Genomic DNA, 14,325 nt, shown 5'->3' on the forward strand with positions numbered 1-14,325 from the left:
ACACCAAATCGTTTCGTCTGAAACGAAAACTGCTGTACACGTTTAAAACCGCTTTTTCGACACTGGAAGGCTAACTCAAAACTGTGAAGGGTCAATGCATATACATTCAAGATCCGGATAAACATTGTAAAGGAATGTAAAGTTCACCCCTTTCAAACCTATTTTTGGCTAGCATTTCACTAGAATAATAATGGATACGGTCATGGCAAAACCACATAAAACAGAGGAAAATCAAGTCCTTCCCCATATTGAAGGGCCTGCACTGGATGCCCAGCAATGGGCCTTTGTTCAAACAGGTCTGGAACATCTGGATGACGGGTTTTCTATTTATGATTCCGACCTAAATCTGGTGGCTTGGAATTCTAAATTCTTTGAATTGACCGATTTCCCGATTGAACGGTTTGGATATTACGGTGCGCCGTTTGAAGATTTTATCCGTTATAATGCCGAACGTGGTGAATATGGCCAGTACCCGGTCAATGATATTATTGCCGACCGGGTCAAAGAAGCCCGTAAGTTCATCCCTCATATTTTAGAGCGTGAACGCCCAAACGGCACGATCCTGGAGGTCCGCGGCAATCCGATTCCCGGCGGGGGCTTTGTGACCGTCTATAAGGATATTACCGAACGCAAACGCGCCGAACGCGCCCTGAAGCTTGCCAATGAAGAGCTTGAAATCCGCGTTGCCCGACGGACAGCCGAACTCAAGAAAGCCCTTGATGCCCTTAAAGAATCGGAAGAGCGTATCCGGCTGATTGCCGACACGGTCCCAGCCCTGATCGGCTATGTCGAATCGGATCTGACCTACACCTTTGCCAACAAACAATATAAAGAATGGTTCCGCCGCAGCCCCGATCAAATCGTCGGACGCAGCGCCAAGGAAGTGTTAGGTGAAAAAGTTTATCGCGAACATTTGCCCTGTATCCGCGCAGCCCTGCGGGGCGAGCGCGCGGCGCGGGAATTTACACTAGAGCTCCCCGACAACCGTGAAGTCGACGTCCTCGTCTCCTTTATTCCACACTTTAATGAAGCGCGCGATGTACTGGGCTATTTTGTGCTTGGGCAAGACGTCACCGATGTGCGGGATGCGGAATTTAAGTTCCGTCAGGCTCAGAAAATGGAAGCCATCGGCCAGTTGACCGGCGGCTTATCTCATGACTTCAACAATCTTTTGACCATCATCATCGGTAATCTTTCCGTATTGGAAGAAGAACGCGAAGACGAACCCACCCTTTTGGAAATGGTTGGCCCTGCCCTTGATGCGGCACGACGCGGGGGCGAGTTGGTGAAACAATTGCTCGCTTTTGCCCGCCGCCAACCCCTCAAGCCCCGCCTGAGTGATGCCGGTGAGTTGATTTTGGGGATGAAAGACCTGCTGACCCGTGCCCTTGGCGCGCAGGTCGATATGGAACTGAAAATTAACAAGAACATCTGGCCGGTACTGATTGATCCGCACCAGCTGGAGAACGCTGTTCTCAATCTAGTCATCAATGCGCGCGACGCCATGAACGGGGTTGGCGAGCTGAAAATTTATGCGGAAAATGTCACGCTTAAAAATGTGTTTTCCGATCGCAATGTGGACCTTTCCCCCGGTGATTATGTCGTTATCTCGGTAAAAGACACAGGCTCCGGCATGTCACCGGAAATTATGGAACGCATGTTTGAACCTTTCTTTTCCACAAAGGAAAAAGGGCCGAACAGTGGCTTGGGCCTATCGATGATCTACGGCTTTGTGCGTCAATCCCAAGGGCATATTCAAGTAGATAGCTCAGCAGGCAATGGTACGACGTTCCGCATTGTCTTGCCGCGCAGTACCGAAGCTTTAAAACAGGAAATTCCGGCCAAACGGGCTTTACAACTGCCGCAAGGGACTGAACGTATCCTGCTGGTGGAAGATGATCCGGGCGTGCGCGGGTTCGCCACCAACAGCCTACGCCGTCTCGGCTACGAAGTTGTCTCCGCCTGTGACGGGCATGAAGCCCTCGGCATTCTGGAGATTGATCAGGCATTTGATTTGCTCTTTTCCGACATTGAAATGCCCGGTGGTCTGAACGGCATTAAGATGGCGGAACAGGTCCGCGAGCGCCTGCCGGAACTACCGGTTTTGTTCATGTCGGGCTACCCTGATAAAGTGATGGATCAAACCGGATTATTTCAGGGCGAGCTTAATTTGATTCCCAAACCTTTTGAGCGCTTGGAACTTGCGACCAGAGTGCGCAAAGCCCTTGATCGCAAAAATTGAAGCTAAATCCTCTAAAAACTTTCCCGCACCTGCAAACTCGGCTAAAATCTGAAAAAAAATTAACAATGACAGGGTTTCTATGACAGACACGGGCCATATTTTAGTCGTCGATGACGAACCACATATCTGCGCTTTGGTTGAACGCTGCCTCACCGGTGTCGGCTTTCGGGCCACATCAGCCCAAAGCGGACAAGAGATGAAGGCAGCCCTTGCCAAGGGTGATGTTGATATGGTCGTCCTTGATCTGATGTTGCAAGGCGAAGACGGCCTTGACCTGCTGCGTGATATCCGGGGTGAAAACCATATCCCTGTCATCATTCTGACCGGTATGGGAGAAACAGCCGACATGGTGATCGGTCTGGAACTCGGGGCAGATGACTATATTTCCAAACCGTTTGAACCGCGCGAGTTACGCGCCCGTGTGCGCAGTGTATTGCGCCGTGCTAAAGGTCAGTCCAAAGCCGTCCCACAAGGCAAAGATATTTCTGAAATGCGCTTCGCCGGCTGGAAACTGGACCGTATGGCGCGCAAGCTGATCAATCCGGAAGGGGTCGAAGCGCCTTTAACAGCCGCGCAATTTGACCTGTTATGCGCCCTTGCCAGCCATCCCAACCGGGTTTTAAGCCGCGATCAATTGCTGGACCTTGCCCGTGGTCGGGAATCATCGCCCTTTGATCGCTCCATCGATGTGCATATCGGGCATTTACGCCAGAAAATCGAGGCCGACCCGAAAGAACCGACCATGATCAAAACCGTCTATGGGGCAGGCTATATCTTCACACCGGAAGTCGATATTTCGTAAGTGCAGTCCGATCATTGCGACCTGATCCTTCAACAAATCAGACATTAAAAAACCCCGCCCGTTTTCACCGGCGGGGTTTTTCTTTTAAAGCATCAAAGCCTTACATTTCGACAGTTGCCGCTTTCTCTACGAAAGACGGGATCTGGTCGAAGTTCATGTAACGATACACTTCAGAAGCATTCTCGTTCAATGGCTTGACTTTCGCCTGATACTCTTCATTTGTCGGGATTTTGCCCAATTGTGCACAAACGGCGGCCAATTCAGCGGACCCCAGATAAACGTTGGTATCAATACCCAAACGGTTCGGGAAGTTACGGGTAGAGGTAGACATCGCCGTAGACCCTTTGCGGATTTGCGCCTGGTTACCCATACAGAGAGAACAACCCGGTGTTTCCATACGCGCGCCTGTTTTACCCAAGATGCTGTAATAGCCTTCTTCGGTCAGGATCGCTTGGTCCATTTTGGTCGGCGGTGCGATCCACAGACGTGTCGGCAGATCAGACATGCCATCCAGTACTTTACCCGCAGCGCGGAAGTGACCGATGTTTGTCATACAAGAACCCACAAAGACCTCATCGATGTGCTGACCGGCAACTTCAGACAATGTTTTCACATCATCCGGGTCGTTCGGACAAGCCACGATCGGCTCTTTAATGTCGTTCATGTTGATCTCGATGACGGCTGCATATTCTGCATCTTCGTCACGTTCCATCAAAGCCGGGTTCGCAATGAACTCTTCCATCGCTTCGATACGACGCTTCAATGTACGTGCATCTTCATAGCCTTCCGCGATCATCCACTTCATCAGGGTGATGTTGGAACGCATATATTCGATGATCGGCTCTTCATTCAGCTTAACCGTACAACCCGCTGCAGAACGTTCCGCAGACGCGTCAGACAGTTCGAACGCTTGCTCGACTTTAAGATCCGGCAGACCTTCGATTTCGAGAATACGGCCAGAGAAGATGTTCTTCTTGCCTTTTTTCTCAACTGTCAGCAGGCCTTGGTTGATCGCGTACAACGGAATGGCGTTAACCATATCACGCAGCGTGATACCTTCTTGCAGTTCACCTGTGAACTTAACAAGGACAGACTCTGGCATATCCAACGGCATAACACCTGTTGCCGCACCAAACGCCACCAGACCGGACCCAGCCGGGAAAGAAATCCCAAGCGGGAAACGTGTGTGGGAGTCACCGCCTGTACCGACAGTATCCGGCAACAGAAGACGGTTCAGCCAAGAGTGAATAACCCCGTCCATCGGACGCAAGGCCACACCACCGCGTGTTTCCATGAAGTCAGGCAATGTCTTATGTGTGTTCACGTCTGCCAATTTCGGATAAGCAGAGGTGTGACAGAAAGACTGCATCACCAGATCAGCGGAGAAGCCAAGGCACGCCAGGTCTTTCAACTCGTCACGTGTCATCGGACCCGTTGTATCCTGAGACCCAACAGTCGTCATTTTTGGCTCACAGTAAGTGCCCGGACGGATGCCTTTACCTTCTGGCAGGCCACAGGCTTTACCGACCATTTTCTGTGCCAGTGTGTAACCTTTGCCCGTATCTTCCGGTTCCGCCGGAACGCGGAACAGCTCAGACACCGGCAAGCCCAGTGCTTCACGGGCACGGGCTGTCAGGCCACGACCGATGATCAGGTTAATACGACCACCCGCGCGAACTTCGTCAAAGATCACGTCGGATTTGACTTTAAATTCAGAAACAACTTCGCCGTTTTTAAGCGCTTTGCCTTCATACGGGCGCAGTTCGATTTCATCGCCCATATCAAAGTTGGAACAGTCCAACTCGATCGGCAACGCACCGGAATCTTCCATTGTGTTGTAGAAAATCGGCGCGATTTTGGAACCCAGACAGACACCACCGAAACGCTTGTTCGGCACATAAGGGATATCTTCGCCTGTCCACCACAAAACAGAGTTTGTCGCAGATTTACGTGAAGACCCGGTCCCAACAACGTCACCCACATAAGCAATCAGGTTGCCTTTGGCTTTCAGGTCTTCGATGAACTGGATCGGGCCACGTACGCCCGGCTCTTCCGGTGTGATGCCGTCGCGCGGGTTTTTCAACATCGCCAGCGCGTGCATCGGAATATCAGGACGTGTAAACGCATCCGGTGCCGGTGACAGGTCATCTGTGTTTGTTTCACCCGTGACCTTGAAGACCGTCAGCTTCATGCTTTCTGGAACTTCCGGCTTGGAGGTAAACCATTCTGCATCCGCCCAAGACTGCAAAACCGCTTTCGCGTTTGCAGAACCCGCGTCCGCTTTTTCTTTCACGTCGAAGAAGTAATCAAAGACCAGCAGGGTTTTCTTCAAACCTTCTGCCGCAACTTCGCCTACGTCTGCATCGTCCAGCAACTGGATCATTGGCTCGATGTTAAAGCCACCCAACATGGTGCCCAACAGTTCGGTTGCCTTTTGTTTGGAAACCAATCCACAGGCGACTTCACCTTTGGCAACCTGTGCCAGAAAACCTGCTTTGATGCGCGCGGCATCATCCACACCAGCCGGAACGCGATATGTCAGCAGTTCAACCAATGTTTCTTCTTCACCCGCAGGCGGGTTTTTCAAAAGTTCAACCAAAGCCGTTGTTTGTTCAACGGACAGCGGCAGAGGGGGGATACCGAGAGCAGCACGCTCTTCGACATGTTTGCGATATTCTTCTAGCACTGGACTTCCTCCGCTTATGCAAGAGTCAATTATAGAGACAGCCGCCCATTTTGCGGATACCTCAAAAAAACGTGGGCTATATACACCACAAACCGACCCAAATGTCCAGCCTCTAAACCCTTGAAAAAGCGCAGAAAACCTAGCCTCTGGTATTACCAAGCAGACCGTTTAAAGATGTTTTTGGTAAGACCTGTTCAAAGAGTCTCGCCACCTCAATTGCTTAGCATAGGCCCACCTTTTAACGCGACAGGCTAAAAATAAAAAAACGACACCCCGCCCGCGTACGACATAATCGCAGCATTGGGCAGGATATCGCCTTTTTATGTTACTTCACAAACCGGATTCGGTTGCGAGAAAACGGCCAGATTTAAATGCGCCCTTCTTCCAGCGCATGACAGGCCACAGCCGCGCCATCTTCCAGTTTACGCAGCAGCGGGATTTCGCGTTTGCAGCGCTCGTTGGCATACGGACAGCGGTTATGGAAGACACAGCCAGACGGCAGGTTCATGGCACTTGGCACTTCCCCCGTCAGTTTGGTGTGATCCATTTCCTCACACGTCAGGCGCGGAATGGCAGACAGCAAGACCTGCGTATAAGGATGGCGCGGTTTGCTGAACAGGGTCTTGGTATCGGCCAGCTCACACAAGGTACCCAGATACATCACCCCGACGGTGGTGCCAAAATGTTCCACCACAGAGAGATCATGGGTGATGAACAGATAGGTCAGGTTACGTTTTTCCTGCGCATCCATCATCACATTCAAGACCTGCGCCTGAATGGACACATCAAGGGCAGAAATCGGTTCATCCGCGACCACAAAGTCCGGGTCAACCATCAAAGCCCGCGCAATGGAAATACGCTGACGCTGCCCACCGGAAAATTCGTGCGGATAACGTTTGCCCCAACTGGGATCGTTCCCGACCGAGGTCATGACCTCTTCGACCTTTTCCTTCACATCCTTGTCACTCATTTCGGGGAAATGGAAACGCAGCGGCTCTTCCAACGTCTTTTGGATCGTGCGGCGCGGATTGAGCGATGCATACGGGTTCTGGAAGATCATCTGCATCTTGCGATGATAGGGCAGACGGTCCTTATGTTTCAGGTTATCAATCCGTGCGCCACGATACTGAATTTCCCCCGCACTGGGGTGCAACAACCCCATGACGGTGCGGGCCAGCGTGGACTTCCCACAACCGGACTCGCCCACCAGACAGAAGGCTTCCCCTTCCTTGATCTGCAAGCTCACATCATTAATGGCACGCACTTTCGGCTTTTCACGTTGCAGAAAATGCCCGCCCACTTCAAAGATTTTGTGGATTTCTTTTACTTCAACTAACGGCGTGCTCATGACAGGCTCCCGCTTTCTTGTAATTCATGGGCCTTGAAACAGCGGACCAAATGCCCGCCCATATCTTCAAGGTCCGGGACGTCCTGCAAACAACGCTCCCCGACAAACTCACAGCGCGGATTAAACGGACAGCCCTGTGGCATCGCATCCAATGTCGGCATGGAACCGGGGATTTGATACAAACGCTTGCCCGCCTGGTTTTGCTGCGGCAGGGCCGCCATCAAGCCTTTGGTGTAAGGATGGCGCGGGTTTTGGATAACCTCTGACGTTGGCCCCTGTTCGGCAACCCGTCCGGCATACATCACGATGGTTTTTTGCGTCACTTGCGACACAACAGCCAGATCGTGCGTAATCAGGATCATGCCCACATTATGCATTTTACAGAGATCCAGCATCAACGACATGATCTCCGCCTGAATGGTCACATCCAGCGCGGTTGTCGGCTCGTCCGCAATGATCAGGCTCGGTTGCGTCAACAAAGCGATGGCGATAACCACCCGTTGGCGCATCCCGCCCGACAATTCGTGCGGATAAGAATCCAGTCGTTTTTCCGCGGACGGAATACGGACTTCATTGAGGCGGTCGATTGCAATCAATCGAGCTTCTTGCTTGCTGATATTGCGGTGGGCGCGCAAGGTTTCGATCATTTGCGTGCCGATGGTCAACACGGGTTCAGTGTCATCATCGGATCTTGGAAAATCATCGAAATCCGGTTGCCACGGATAGAACGCAGCTCCGTATCATTAAGCTTGGTCAGGTCCGTGCCTTCAAACAAAATCTCGCCTTGTGAAACACGACCGGGTTTGGATAACAGGTTAATAATGGCAAAGGCTGCCAAAGATTTACCGGCACCCGATTCCCCCACAATGCCCAGACGCTCGCCCTTATCGACGGTGAAATTCACGTCGCGCAGGGCTTTGAGCACCCCCCGGCGGGTGGGAAATTCCACATGCAGGTTTTTAACTTCAAGAAGTGGCATGTCGATCACCCTTTATAGAGTTTGGGGTTAAGCACATCACGCAACCAATCACCCAGCAGGTTGATGGTCAAAATCAGCGTGATCAGCACAAGGGACGGGATCGTCGTAATCCACCATGAACCGGAGAAGATAAACTCAAACCCGGCACTGATGAGCGAGCCAAGAGACGGCGTCGTCACCGGCATCCCCAACCCGAGGAAGGACAAAGCCGCTTCCGAGATAATGGCATTTGCCACCTGCACGGTGGAGATCACCAACAAAGGCGACAAGGTGTTTGGCAGGATATGGCGCACCATAATGGTTGGGGAACTCAGACCGATCACACGGGCGGCATCCACATATTCCTTGTTCTTCTCCGCCAAGACGCTGGCCCGGATGGTGCGGGCATATTGCGGCCATTCCGCGATGCCGATCACCATGACCAGCATAAAGATCGCCATCTCCTCATAAAGTTCAGCCCCAAAACTGGCCTGAAAGATCGCGAGCACGATAATGGCAATCATCATCGTGGAGAGAGACAACTGGATATCCGCCAGACGCATGAAAAAGGCATCCACACGACCGCCCATGTAGCCAGAGATCAGACCGATGGCAATGCCAAGGCCCATCTGGACCACAACGGCAAACAGGCCGATGGTGATGGAAATACGCAGACCATAAAGGATAGCCGACAACATATCGCGCCCTTGGGCATCAGTGCCCAACAGAAAGCGTTCATCCGGTTCGGCGTGATCGGTGCTCGACCAAACCGGCGGAATTTCGCTGTCCATGATATCAATCTGGGACGGGTCATGCGGATTAAACGGCGACAGAACCGGCGCAAACAACGCGGCCATAAAAAACAGGAAGATCACGCTAAAGCTGATCATCGCCACACGGTCGGACTTAAAATGGTGAAAAAAGTCCGATTGCAAAAACGTTTTAAACTTACTCATCAGCCTTTCCCCATAATGCGGACAGTTGGGTTGATGAACGTGTAAAGCAAATCAACAATCGTGTTGGTGGCCACAAAGATCAGACCCACCACAATGATGTAGGCAATGATTAACGGCGTATCCACACGATTGACCGCTTCAATAAACATAAAGCCCAGCCCCGGCCATTGAAACACGGTTTCTGTCAGGATGGTATAAGCCAACATAATGCCAATCTGCACACCGCCCACAGTCACAACCGGCAACAAGGTGTTTTTAAAGGCATGTAAAAACCAGACGCGACGCGGTGCCAGCCCTTTGGCCCAGGCAAATTTGATGTAATCCTGTTCCAGCACTTCCATCATTTCAGATCGGATCAGGCGGATAAACAGGGGCAACATAATGGAAGACAGCGCAAAACTTGGCAAAATCAGATGACGCAAGCCGCCCAGACTGAGGAAACCCGTTTCCCAACCGGGGAAGATTTCCACAAGGTCTTCGCCGCGTCCAAAGGACGGCAGCCAGCCCAAAGTCACCGCAAACAAATAAATACAGAAAATCGCCGTCAGAAAGACGGGTACAGAGATCCCAACAATACTCAGCGCCATGGTTGCCTTGGCTATAAAGCTTCTCGGTCGGATCGCACAATAACATCCCAAGGGAATAGAGACCCCTAAAATGATAATCGTCGCCCCGATCACAAGGTCCAATGTCGCCGGAAATTTGTCCATGATCACGTCCAGCGCCGGACGTTTAAAGAAATAGGAATCCCCCAGATCGCCCTGCACAGCCTTGGACAAAAAGCGCCCATACTGCACAAAGAACGGATCATTCAGACCCATTTCATCACGCAAAGCTTCGCGTTCTGCTTCAGACACAGAAACACCAACCATTTCGCGCAACGGATCACCGAGATTGTCCTGAATGGAAAAGCCAATCAAGGAGATGACAAACATCACAATGACGGCTTGGAAAAATCGTTTAATGAAAAAGGCAAGATAAGCCATTTTTCGCACCAGCCCAGAAAGTATGTGAAACAGTCCGCCTTACGGTCGGCGGACAAAAAATAAAAGGCTGGTGTAAAATCCCTTACACCAGCCTTTTAGCCGTCTTTTAATCGATAACGAGATCGCCCATGTACGGGAAGTTCATCACGTTAACGATGTCTTCGATGTGGACGCCTTTACGGGCAGCCCAAGCAAGGTTCTGCCAATGCAGCGGCACAAATGCAGCATCGTCGTAAGCCAGTTGCTCAACTTGTTGCAACAGCTTCTTACGCTCTGCCTGATCTGTGATGGTGTTGGCTTTGTTCACCAGCGCATCCAGTTCAGCATTTGCATAGTTACCGGAGTTGTACTGACCCTTACCTGTATCTTTGTTCGGGGTCATCAGCAGGAATTCTGAATAGTTTGCAGAATCTTCTGTATCCGGGTGCCAGCCGATCATCATCATGTCAGCCGCACGTTCGTCAAATTTCGGCCAATATTGCGCTTTCGGCATGGTTGTCAGGTCAACTTTGATGTTGATTTTAGACAGCATGGACGCAACAGCTTCCGCAATTTTCGCATCGTTCACATAACGGTTGTTCGGTGCCATCATGGTGATGTTGAAGCCTTTTTCATAACCGGCTTCCTTCATCAGCTCTTTGGCTTTCTTCAGATCATAACGCGGTTTCAGCGCTTCAACGTGACCCAGCTGACCTGCTGCGGACTGTTGTGCCGCTGCGGTGCCGAAGCCCTTCATGATCTTTTGAACGATACCTTCGTTGTTGACGGCATAAACAATCGCTTGACGTACGCGCTTGTCTTTAAATGCTTCAACGCGTTCCTGGTTCATTTGGAACGTGATGATACGTGTGCCCGTCATGGTCACAAGGTTGGATCCGTCATGATCTTCAATACGTTTCAGATCGGTCGGTGGCACCGGTGCGATAAAGTCAATATCACCTGCGAGCAAAGCCGCCACACGTGTCGGGGCTTCTTTAATCGGCGTCAGGATGATTTCAGACACATTGCCTTTGGACTCTTTATCCCAATAGTCGGCAAAACGTTTGAATTCAACGCGCACACCTTGCTCACGGCTTACAACCACGTACGGACCCGTGCCAGACTCATTGGTAGACGCATAGGCATCACCATGCTTTTTCAGCATGTCTTTCGGGTTACCGTTCGCGTCTGTACCCGTGTAGAACTTGGAATCCATCGGGAACAGGTATGTCATCATGGTCAAGACCAGCGGATAAGGCTCAGCCGTCATCAACTCGATGGTGTAGTCATCAACAATTTTAGAACCGGTGAACGGCTCAAACAGACCTTTAAAGTCTGCGCTTTTTTTCAAACGGTCCAATGTCCAAGCGACATCGTTTGCCGTGAAGTCATTGCCGGAATGGAATTTGACACCTTTGCGCAGATGGAAACGCATGGTGGTTTCGTTCACTTGTTCCCATTTCGTTGCCAAGCGGCCTTCATAGGACAGGTCTTTGGCGAAACGGATCAGCGGGTCAAAGACCATGTGGGACATTTGCAACGTGCCGCCGGAAAGCTGTTCCATTGGATCAAGAGACACTGGATCGGCGTCATAGGCCATTTTCAGTGTCTTGGCGTGGGTTGGTGCGGATACGCCCATCCCGAAGACAGTCGCAGCAGCAACAAGTGCAACCATCCCTAACTTACGAAGTTTCATTTATTTTAGTCTCCCTTTTGCTGTTTATTCTGAGTACAGAACTACAGCTTCAGATTACGTATACGTAATAAAGGTATTGATTGTGCCTCTTTTCAAAACAAAATCCAGCACAAAACGATCCCCTTCATAAACTTGCGACGAAAGAAATAATTTCAATCGATACTTTCAATTTTTCGAACCAGTTGGTCAAAATATTTCAATAATATTGCAACGCACCAAAACGAATCGAAAAAACGGCCCGAATTTTTGCGACACCTAACAAAAAAGAGGCCCCCGAAGGAGCCTCTTTCAAAAGAACGAATGCGCAGATGCTTAGACGTTGAAACGGAAGTGGAAGACATCACCGTCTTTCACCACATATTCCTTACCTTCCTGACGCATTTTGCCATTTTCTTTTGCACCGGTTTCGCCGTTAAATTCGACGTAATCTTCAAAGGCAATGGTTTCTGCCTTAATAAAGCCACGCTCAAAGTCCGTATGAATCACGCCAGCGGCTTGCGGTGCCTTAGAGGCCACACGCACGGTCCAAGCGCGCGCTTCTTTCGGACCAACGGTAAAGAAGGTCAGCAGGTTCAACAACTTGTAGCCTTCGCGGATGATACGGGCCAGACCCGTTTCTTCCAAACCTAGGCTTTCCAGAAAATCCGCTTTATCTTCTTCGCTGTCCAGTTTGGACACTTCTTCTTCAATCTGTGCAGAAATCACAACGGCACGTGCATTTTCGCTCGCTGCTTTTTCAAAGACACGCGCTGAAATGCTATTGCCTTCTGCGGCGCTATCTTCTTCGACGTTACAAACGTAAAGGACAGGCTTGGACGTCAACAACTGCAACATCTGGAACAGCTTTTCTTCGTCTGCATCGCGACGTTCCACCACACGGGCGGGTTGGCCTTCGCGCAGGACTTCCAAGCAACGTTCCACAATCTTCAGGGTTGCTGCGGCGTCTTTGTCATTGCCACGGGCACGCTTGATCAAGGCTTGCTCGCGTTTTTCCAAGCTATCAAGATCAGCCAGCATCAATTCCGTTTCTACCGTTTCCGCATCACGGATCGGGTCAATACTGTCATCAACATGGGTAATGTTGTCATCTTCAAAACAACGCAACACGTGAATGATCGCATCAACCTCACGAATGTTTGCCAAAAACTGGTTGCCCAGACCTTCGCCTTTGGACGCACCGCGCACCAGACCGGCAATATCCACAAACTCCAACTGCGTCGGGATAATCTTTGCGGACCCTGCGATCTCTGCCAATTTATACAAACGATCATCTGGGACACCAACCCGTCCGGTGTTGGGTTCAATGGTACAGAAGGGGAAGTTTGCCGCTTCTGCCGCTGCTGTTGATGTCAACGCGTTGAAAAGTGTCGATTTACCCACATTCGGCAGGCCGACGATACCGCAGTTAAAACCCATGAGACTTGATCCACAATCTATCCATAAAAAAACTGCTACAGCGCATAGCGCGCCACGCCCCGTTCGTCAACTAAAAGCAATAGATTTTCGCCTTGCCCGTAACGGCTGCTTCACCTAAAACTATATGAAGGAACCCTATTCAACAGAGACAGAACCCATTCATGCTCGCTTATATTCTGCGACGCCTATTGCTGATAATTCCGACCCTGTTTGGCATCATGGTGCTGAACTTCGTCATCATTCAGGCAGCACCCGGTGGCCCCGTGGAACAAATGCTGGCCAAAATCCAAGGCGAAGCGGTCGACGCGACCGCGCGTGTCTCCGGCACTGGGGGTGGGGAAGTGCGATCCTCCTCTTCTTCCGGCGCCAACTCGCAATATCGTGGGGCGCAAGGCCTGCCACCTGATCTGGTTCAGGAAATCGAAAAGCAATTCGGCTTTGACAAACCGGCCCATGAACGTTTTTTCCAGATGCTCGGCAATTATGTGCGTTTTGACTTCGGCACAAGTTTTTACCGCGATGAAACCGTCGTCGATCTGGTCCTGGATAAAATGCCGGTTTCCATCTCTCTGGGTATCTGGACGACGTTGCTCGTCTATCTGATCTCCATCCCCCTTGGTATCAAAAAGGCCATCCGCGATGGCTCGCGCTTTGATGTCTGGACCAGCGGTGCGGTTATTCTGGGCAATGCCATCCCCAGCTTTTTGTTTGCGATCCTGCTGATCGTTCTGTTTGCGGGCGGGCGCTATTTTGACTGGTTCCCCCTTCGGGGCCTCACGTCGGATAACTGGGCGGACCTCAGTACATGGGGGCAGATCACGGATTACTTCTGGCATATTGCGCTGCCTGTGCTGTCCATGGTCATTGGCGGATTTGCCAGCCTGACCATGCTGACCAAAAATTCGTTCTTGGAAGAGATCAACAAACAATATGTCATCACGGCGCGCGCCAAAGGACTGGCTGAAAACCGTGTGCTTTATGGCCATGTGTTTCGCAATGCCATGCTGATTGTCATTGCGGGTTTTCCTGCCACTTTTATCGGTGTGTTCTTTACCGGATCGTTATTGACAGAGATTATTTTCTCCCTCGACGGGTTGGGCCTGTTGGGGTTTGAAGCCGCCATCAACCGGGATTATCCGGTGGTCTTTGGCACGCTCTATTTCTTTACCCTGTTGGGGTTGATTATGAACCTGATCGGTGACGTGATGTACCATATCATTGATCCGCGCGTTGACTTTGATGCGAGGTCTTAAACA

The 14,325-nt window shown here is 50.9% G+C and carries 11 protein-coding genes; 3 read left to right on the forward strand and 8 right to left on the reverse strand.

What is annotated here, in order from left to right; all coding sequences use genetic code 11:
* The first annotated feature begins 202 nt into the window (after positions 1–202).
* Positions 203–2,242 (forward strand): PAS-domain containing protein, encoded by a 2,040-nt coding sequence (locus Q397_RS20360; protein WP_169737947.1) that lies wholly within the window; start codon positions 203–205, stop codon positions 2,240–2,242.
* Between the two features lie 79 nt (positions 2,243–2,321).
* A complete protein-coding gene (locus tag Q397_RS0100645; RefSeq protein WP_028877773.1) occupies positions 2,322–3,044 on the forward strand; it encodes a response regulator in 723 nt (240 codons plus the stop codon).
* Between the two features lie 100 nt (positions 3,045–3,144).
* Here Q397_RS0100645 and acnB read toward each other — a convergent pair whose 3' ends face one another.
* The 8 genes from acnB to ychF all read right to left on the reverse strand — a co-directional run bounded on the left by acnB (position 3,145) and on the right by ychF (position 13,069).
* Positions 3,145–5,730: a bifunctional aconitate hydratase 2/2-methylisocitrate dehydratase gene (acnB, locus tag Q397_RS0100650; RefSeq protein WP_028877774.1), complete on the reverse strand. Its 2,586-nt coding sequence runs from the start codon at positions 5,728–5,730 to the stop codon at positions 3,145–3,147.
* Between the two features lie 367 nt (positions 5,731–6,097).
* A complete protein-coding gene (locus tag Q397_RS0100655; RefSeq protein ID WP_028877775.1) occupies positions 6,098–7,078 on the reverse strand; it encodes an ABC transporter ATP-binding protein in 981 nt (326 codons plus the stop codon).
* Entirely contained in the window at positions 7,075–7,746 is a 672-nt protein-coding gene (locus Q397_RS20365) for an ABC transporter ATP-binding protein (protein WP_338056260.1), read from the reverse strand. The genes Q397_RS0100655 and Q397_RS20365 overlap by 4 nt, the downstream gene beginning before the upstream one ends.
* Positions 7,740–8,057, reverse strand: a complete 318-nt coding sequence (locus Q397_RS25520) for an ATP-binding cassette domain-containing protein (protein ID WP_205618777.1) — start codon at positions 8,055–8,057, stop codon at positions 7,740–7,742. The genes Q397_RS20365 and Q397_RS25520 overlap by 7 nt, the downstream gene beginning before the upstream one ends.
* Before the next feature lie 5 nt (positions 8,058–8,062).
* Complete coding sequence (locus Q397_RS0100665; RefSeq protein ID WP_038012387.1) at positions 8,063–8,992, reverse strand: ABC transporter permease; 930 nt, start codon at positions 8,990–8,992, stop codon at positions 8,063–8,065.
* Positions 8,992–9,978: an ABC transporter permease gene (locus Q397_RS0100670; protein ID WP_038012389.1), complete on the reverse strand. Its 987-nt coding sequence runs from the start codon at positions 9,976–9,978 to the stop codon at positions 8,992–8,994. The genes Q397_RS0100665 and Q397_RS0100670 overlap by 1 nt, the downstream gene beginning before the upstream one ends.
* A 106-nt stretch (positions 9,979–10,084) precedes the next feature.
* A complete protein-coding gene (locus tag Q397_RS0100675; protein WP_028877778.1) occupies positions 10,085–11,653 on the reverse strand; it encodes an ABC transporter substrate-binding protein in 1,569 nt (522 codons plus the stop codon).
* A gap of 312 nt (positions 11,654–11,965) precedes the next feature.
* Positions 11,966–13,069, reverse strand: coding sequence for a redox-regulated ATPase YchF (gene ychF / locus Q397_RS0100680; protein ID WP_028877779.1), 1,104 nt, complete (start codon positions 13,067–13,069; stop codon positions 11,966–11,968).
* A gap of 161 nt (positions 13,070–13,230) precedes the next feature.
* Between ychF and Q397_RS0100685 the strand changes: the two genes are divergently transcribed.
* Complete coding sequence (locus Q397_RS0100685; protein ID WP_028877780.1) at positions 13,231–14,322, forward strand: microcin C ABC transporter permease YejB; 1,092 nt, start codon at positions 13,231–13,233, stop codon at positions 14,320–14,322.
* Positions 14,323–14,325: the final 3 nt, after the last annotated feature.

The sequence above is a fragment of the Terasakiella pusilla DSM 6293 genome (genome assembly GCF_000688235.1).
Lineage (GTDB): Bacteria > Pseudomonadota > Alphaproteobacteria > Rhodospirillales > Terasakiellaceae > Terasakiella > Terasakiella pusilla.

What these genes read in the sequence shown, in the direction of transcription:
- Q397_RS0100645 (WP_028877773.1), top strand. Translation starts at nt 2,322, where the DNA reads ATGACAGACACGGGCCATATTTTAGTCGTCGATGACGAACCACATATC.
- Q397_RS0100685 (WP_028877780.1), top strand. Translation starts at nt 13,231, where the DNA reads ATGCTCGCTTATATTCTGCGACGCCTATTGCTGATAATTCCGACCCTG.
- Q397_RS0100670 (WP_038012389.1), bottom strand. Translation starts at nt 9,978, where the DNA reads ATGGCTTATCTTGCCTTTTTCATTAAACGATTTTTCCAAGCCGTCATT.
- ychF (WP_028877779.1), bottom strand. Translation starts at nt 13,069, where the DNA reads ATGGGTTTTAACTGCGGTATCGTCGGCCTGCCGAATGTGGGTAAATCG.
- Q397_RS0100665 (WP_038012387.1), bottom strand. Translation starts at nt 8,992, where the DNA reads ATGAGTAAGTTTAAAACGTTTTTGCAATCGGACTTTTTTCACCATTTT.
- Q397_RS25520 (WP_205618777.1), bottom strand. Translation starts at nt 8,057, where the DNA reads ATGCCACTTCTTGAAGTTAAAAACCTGCATGTGGAATTTCCCACCCGC.
- Q397_RS20360 (WP_169737947.1), top strand. Translation starts at nt 203, where the DNA reads ATGGCAAAACCACATAAAACAGAGGAAAATCAAGTCCTTCCCCATATT.
- Q397_RS0100675 (WP_028877778.1), bottom strand. Translation starts at nt 11,653, where the DNA reads ATGAAACTTCGTAAGTTAGGGATGGTTGCACTTGTTGCTGCTGCGACT.
- Q397_RS0100655 (WP_028877775.1), bottom strand. Translation starts at nt 7,078, where the DNA reads ATGAGCACGCCGTTAGTTGAAGTAAAAGAAATCCACAAAATCTTTGAA.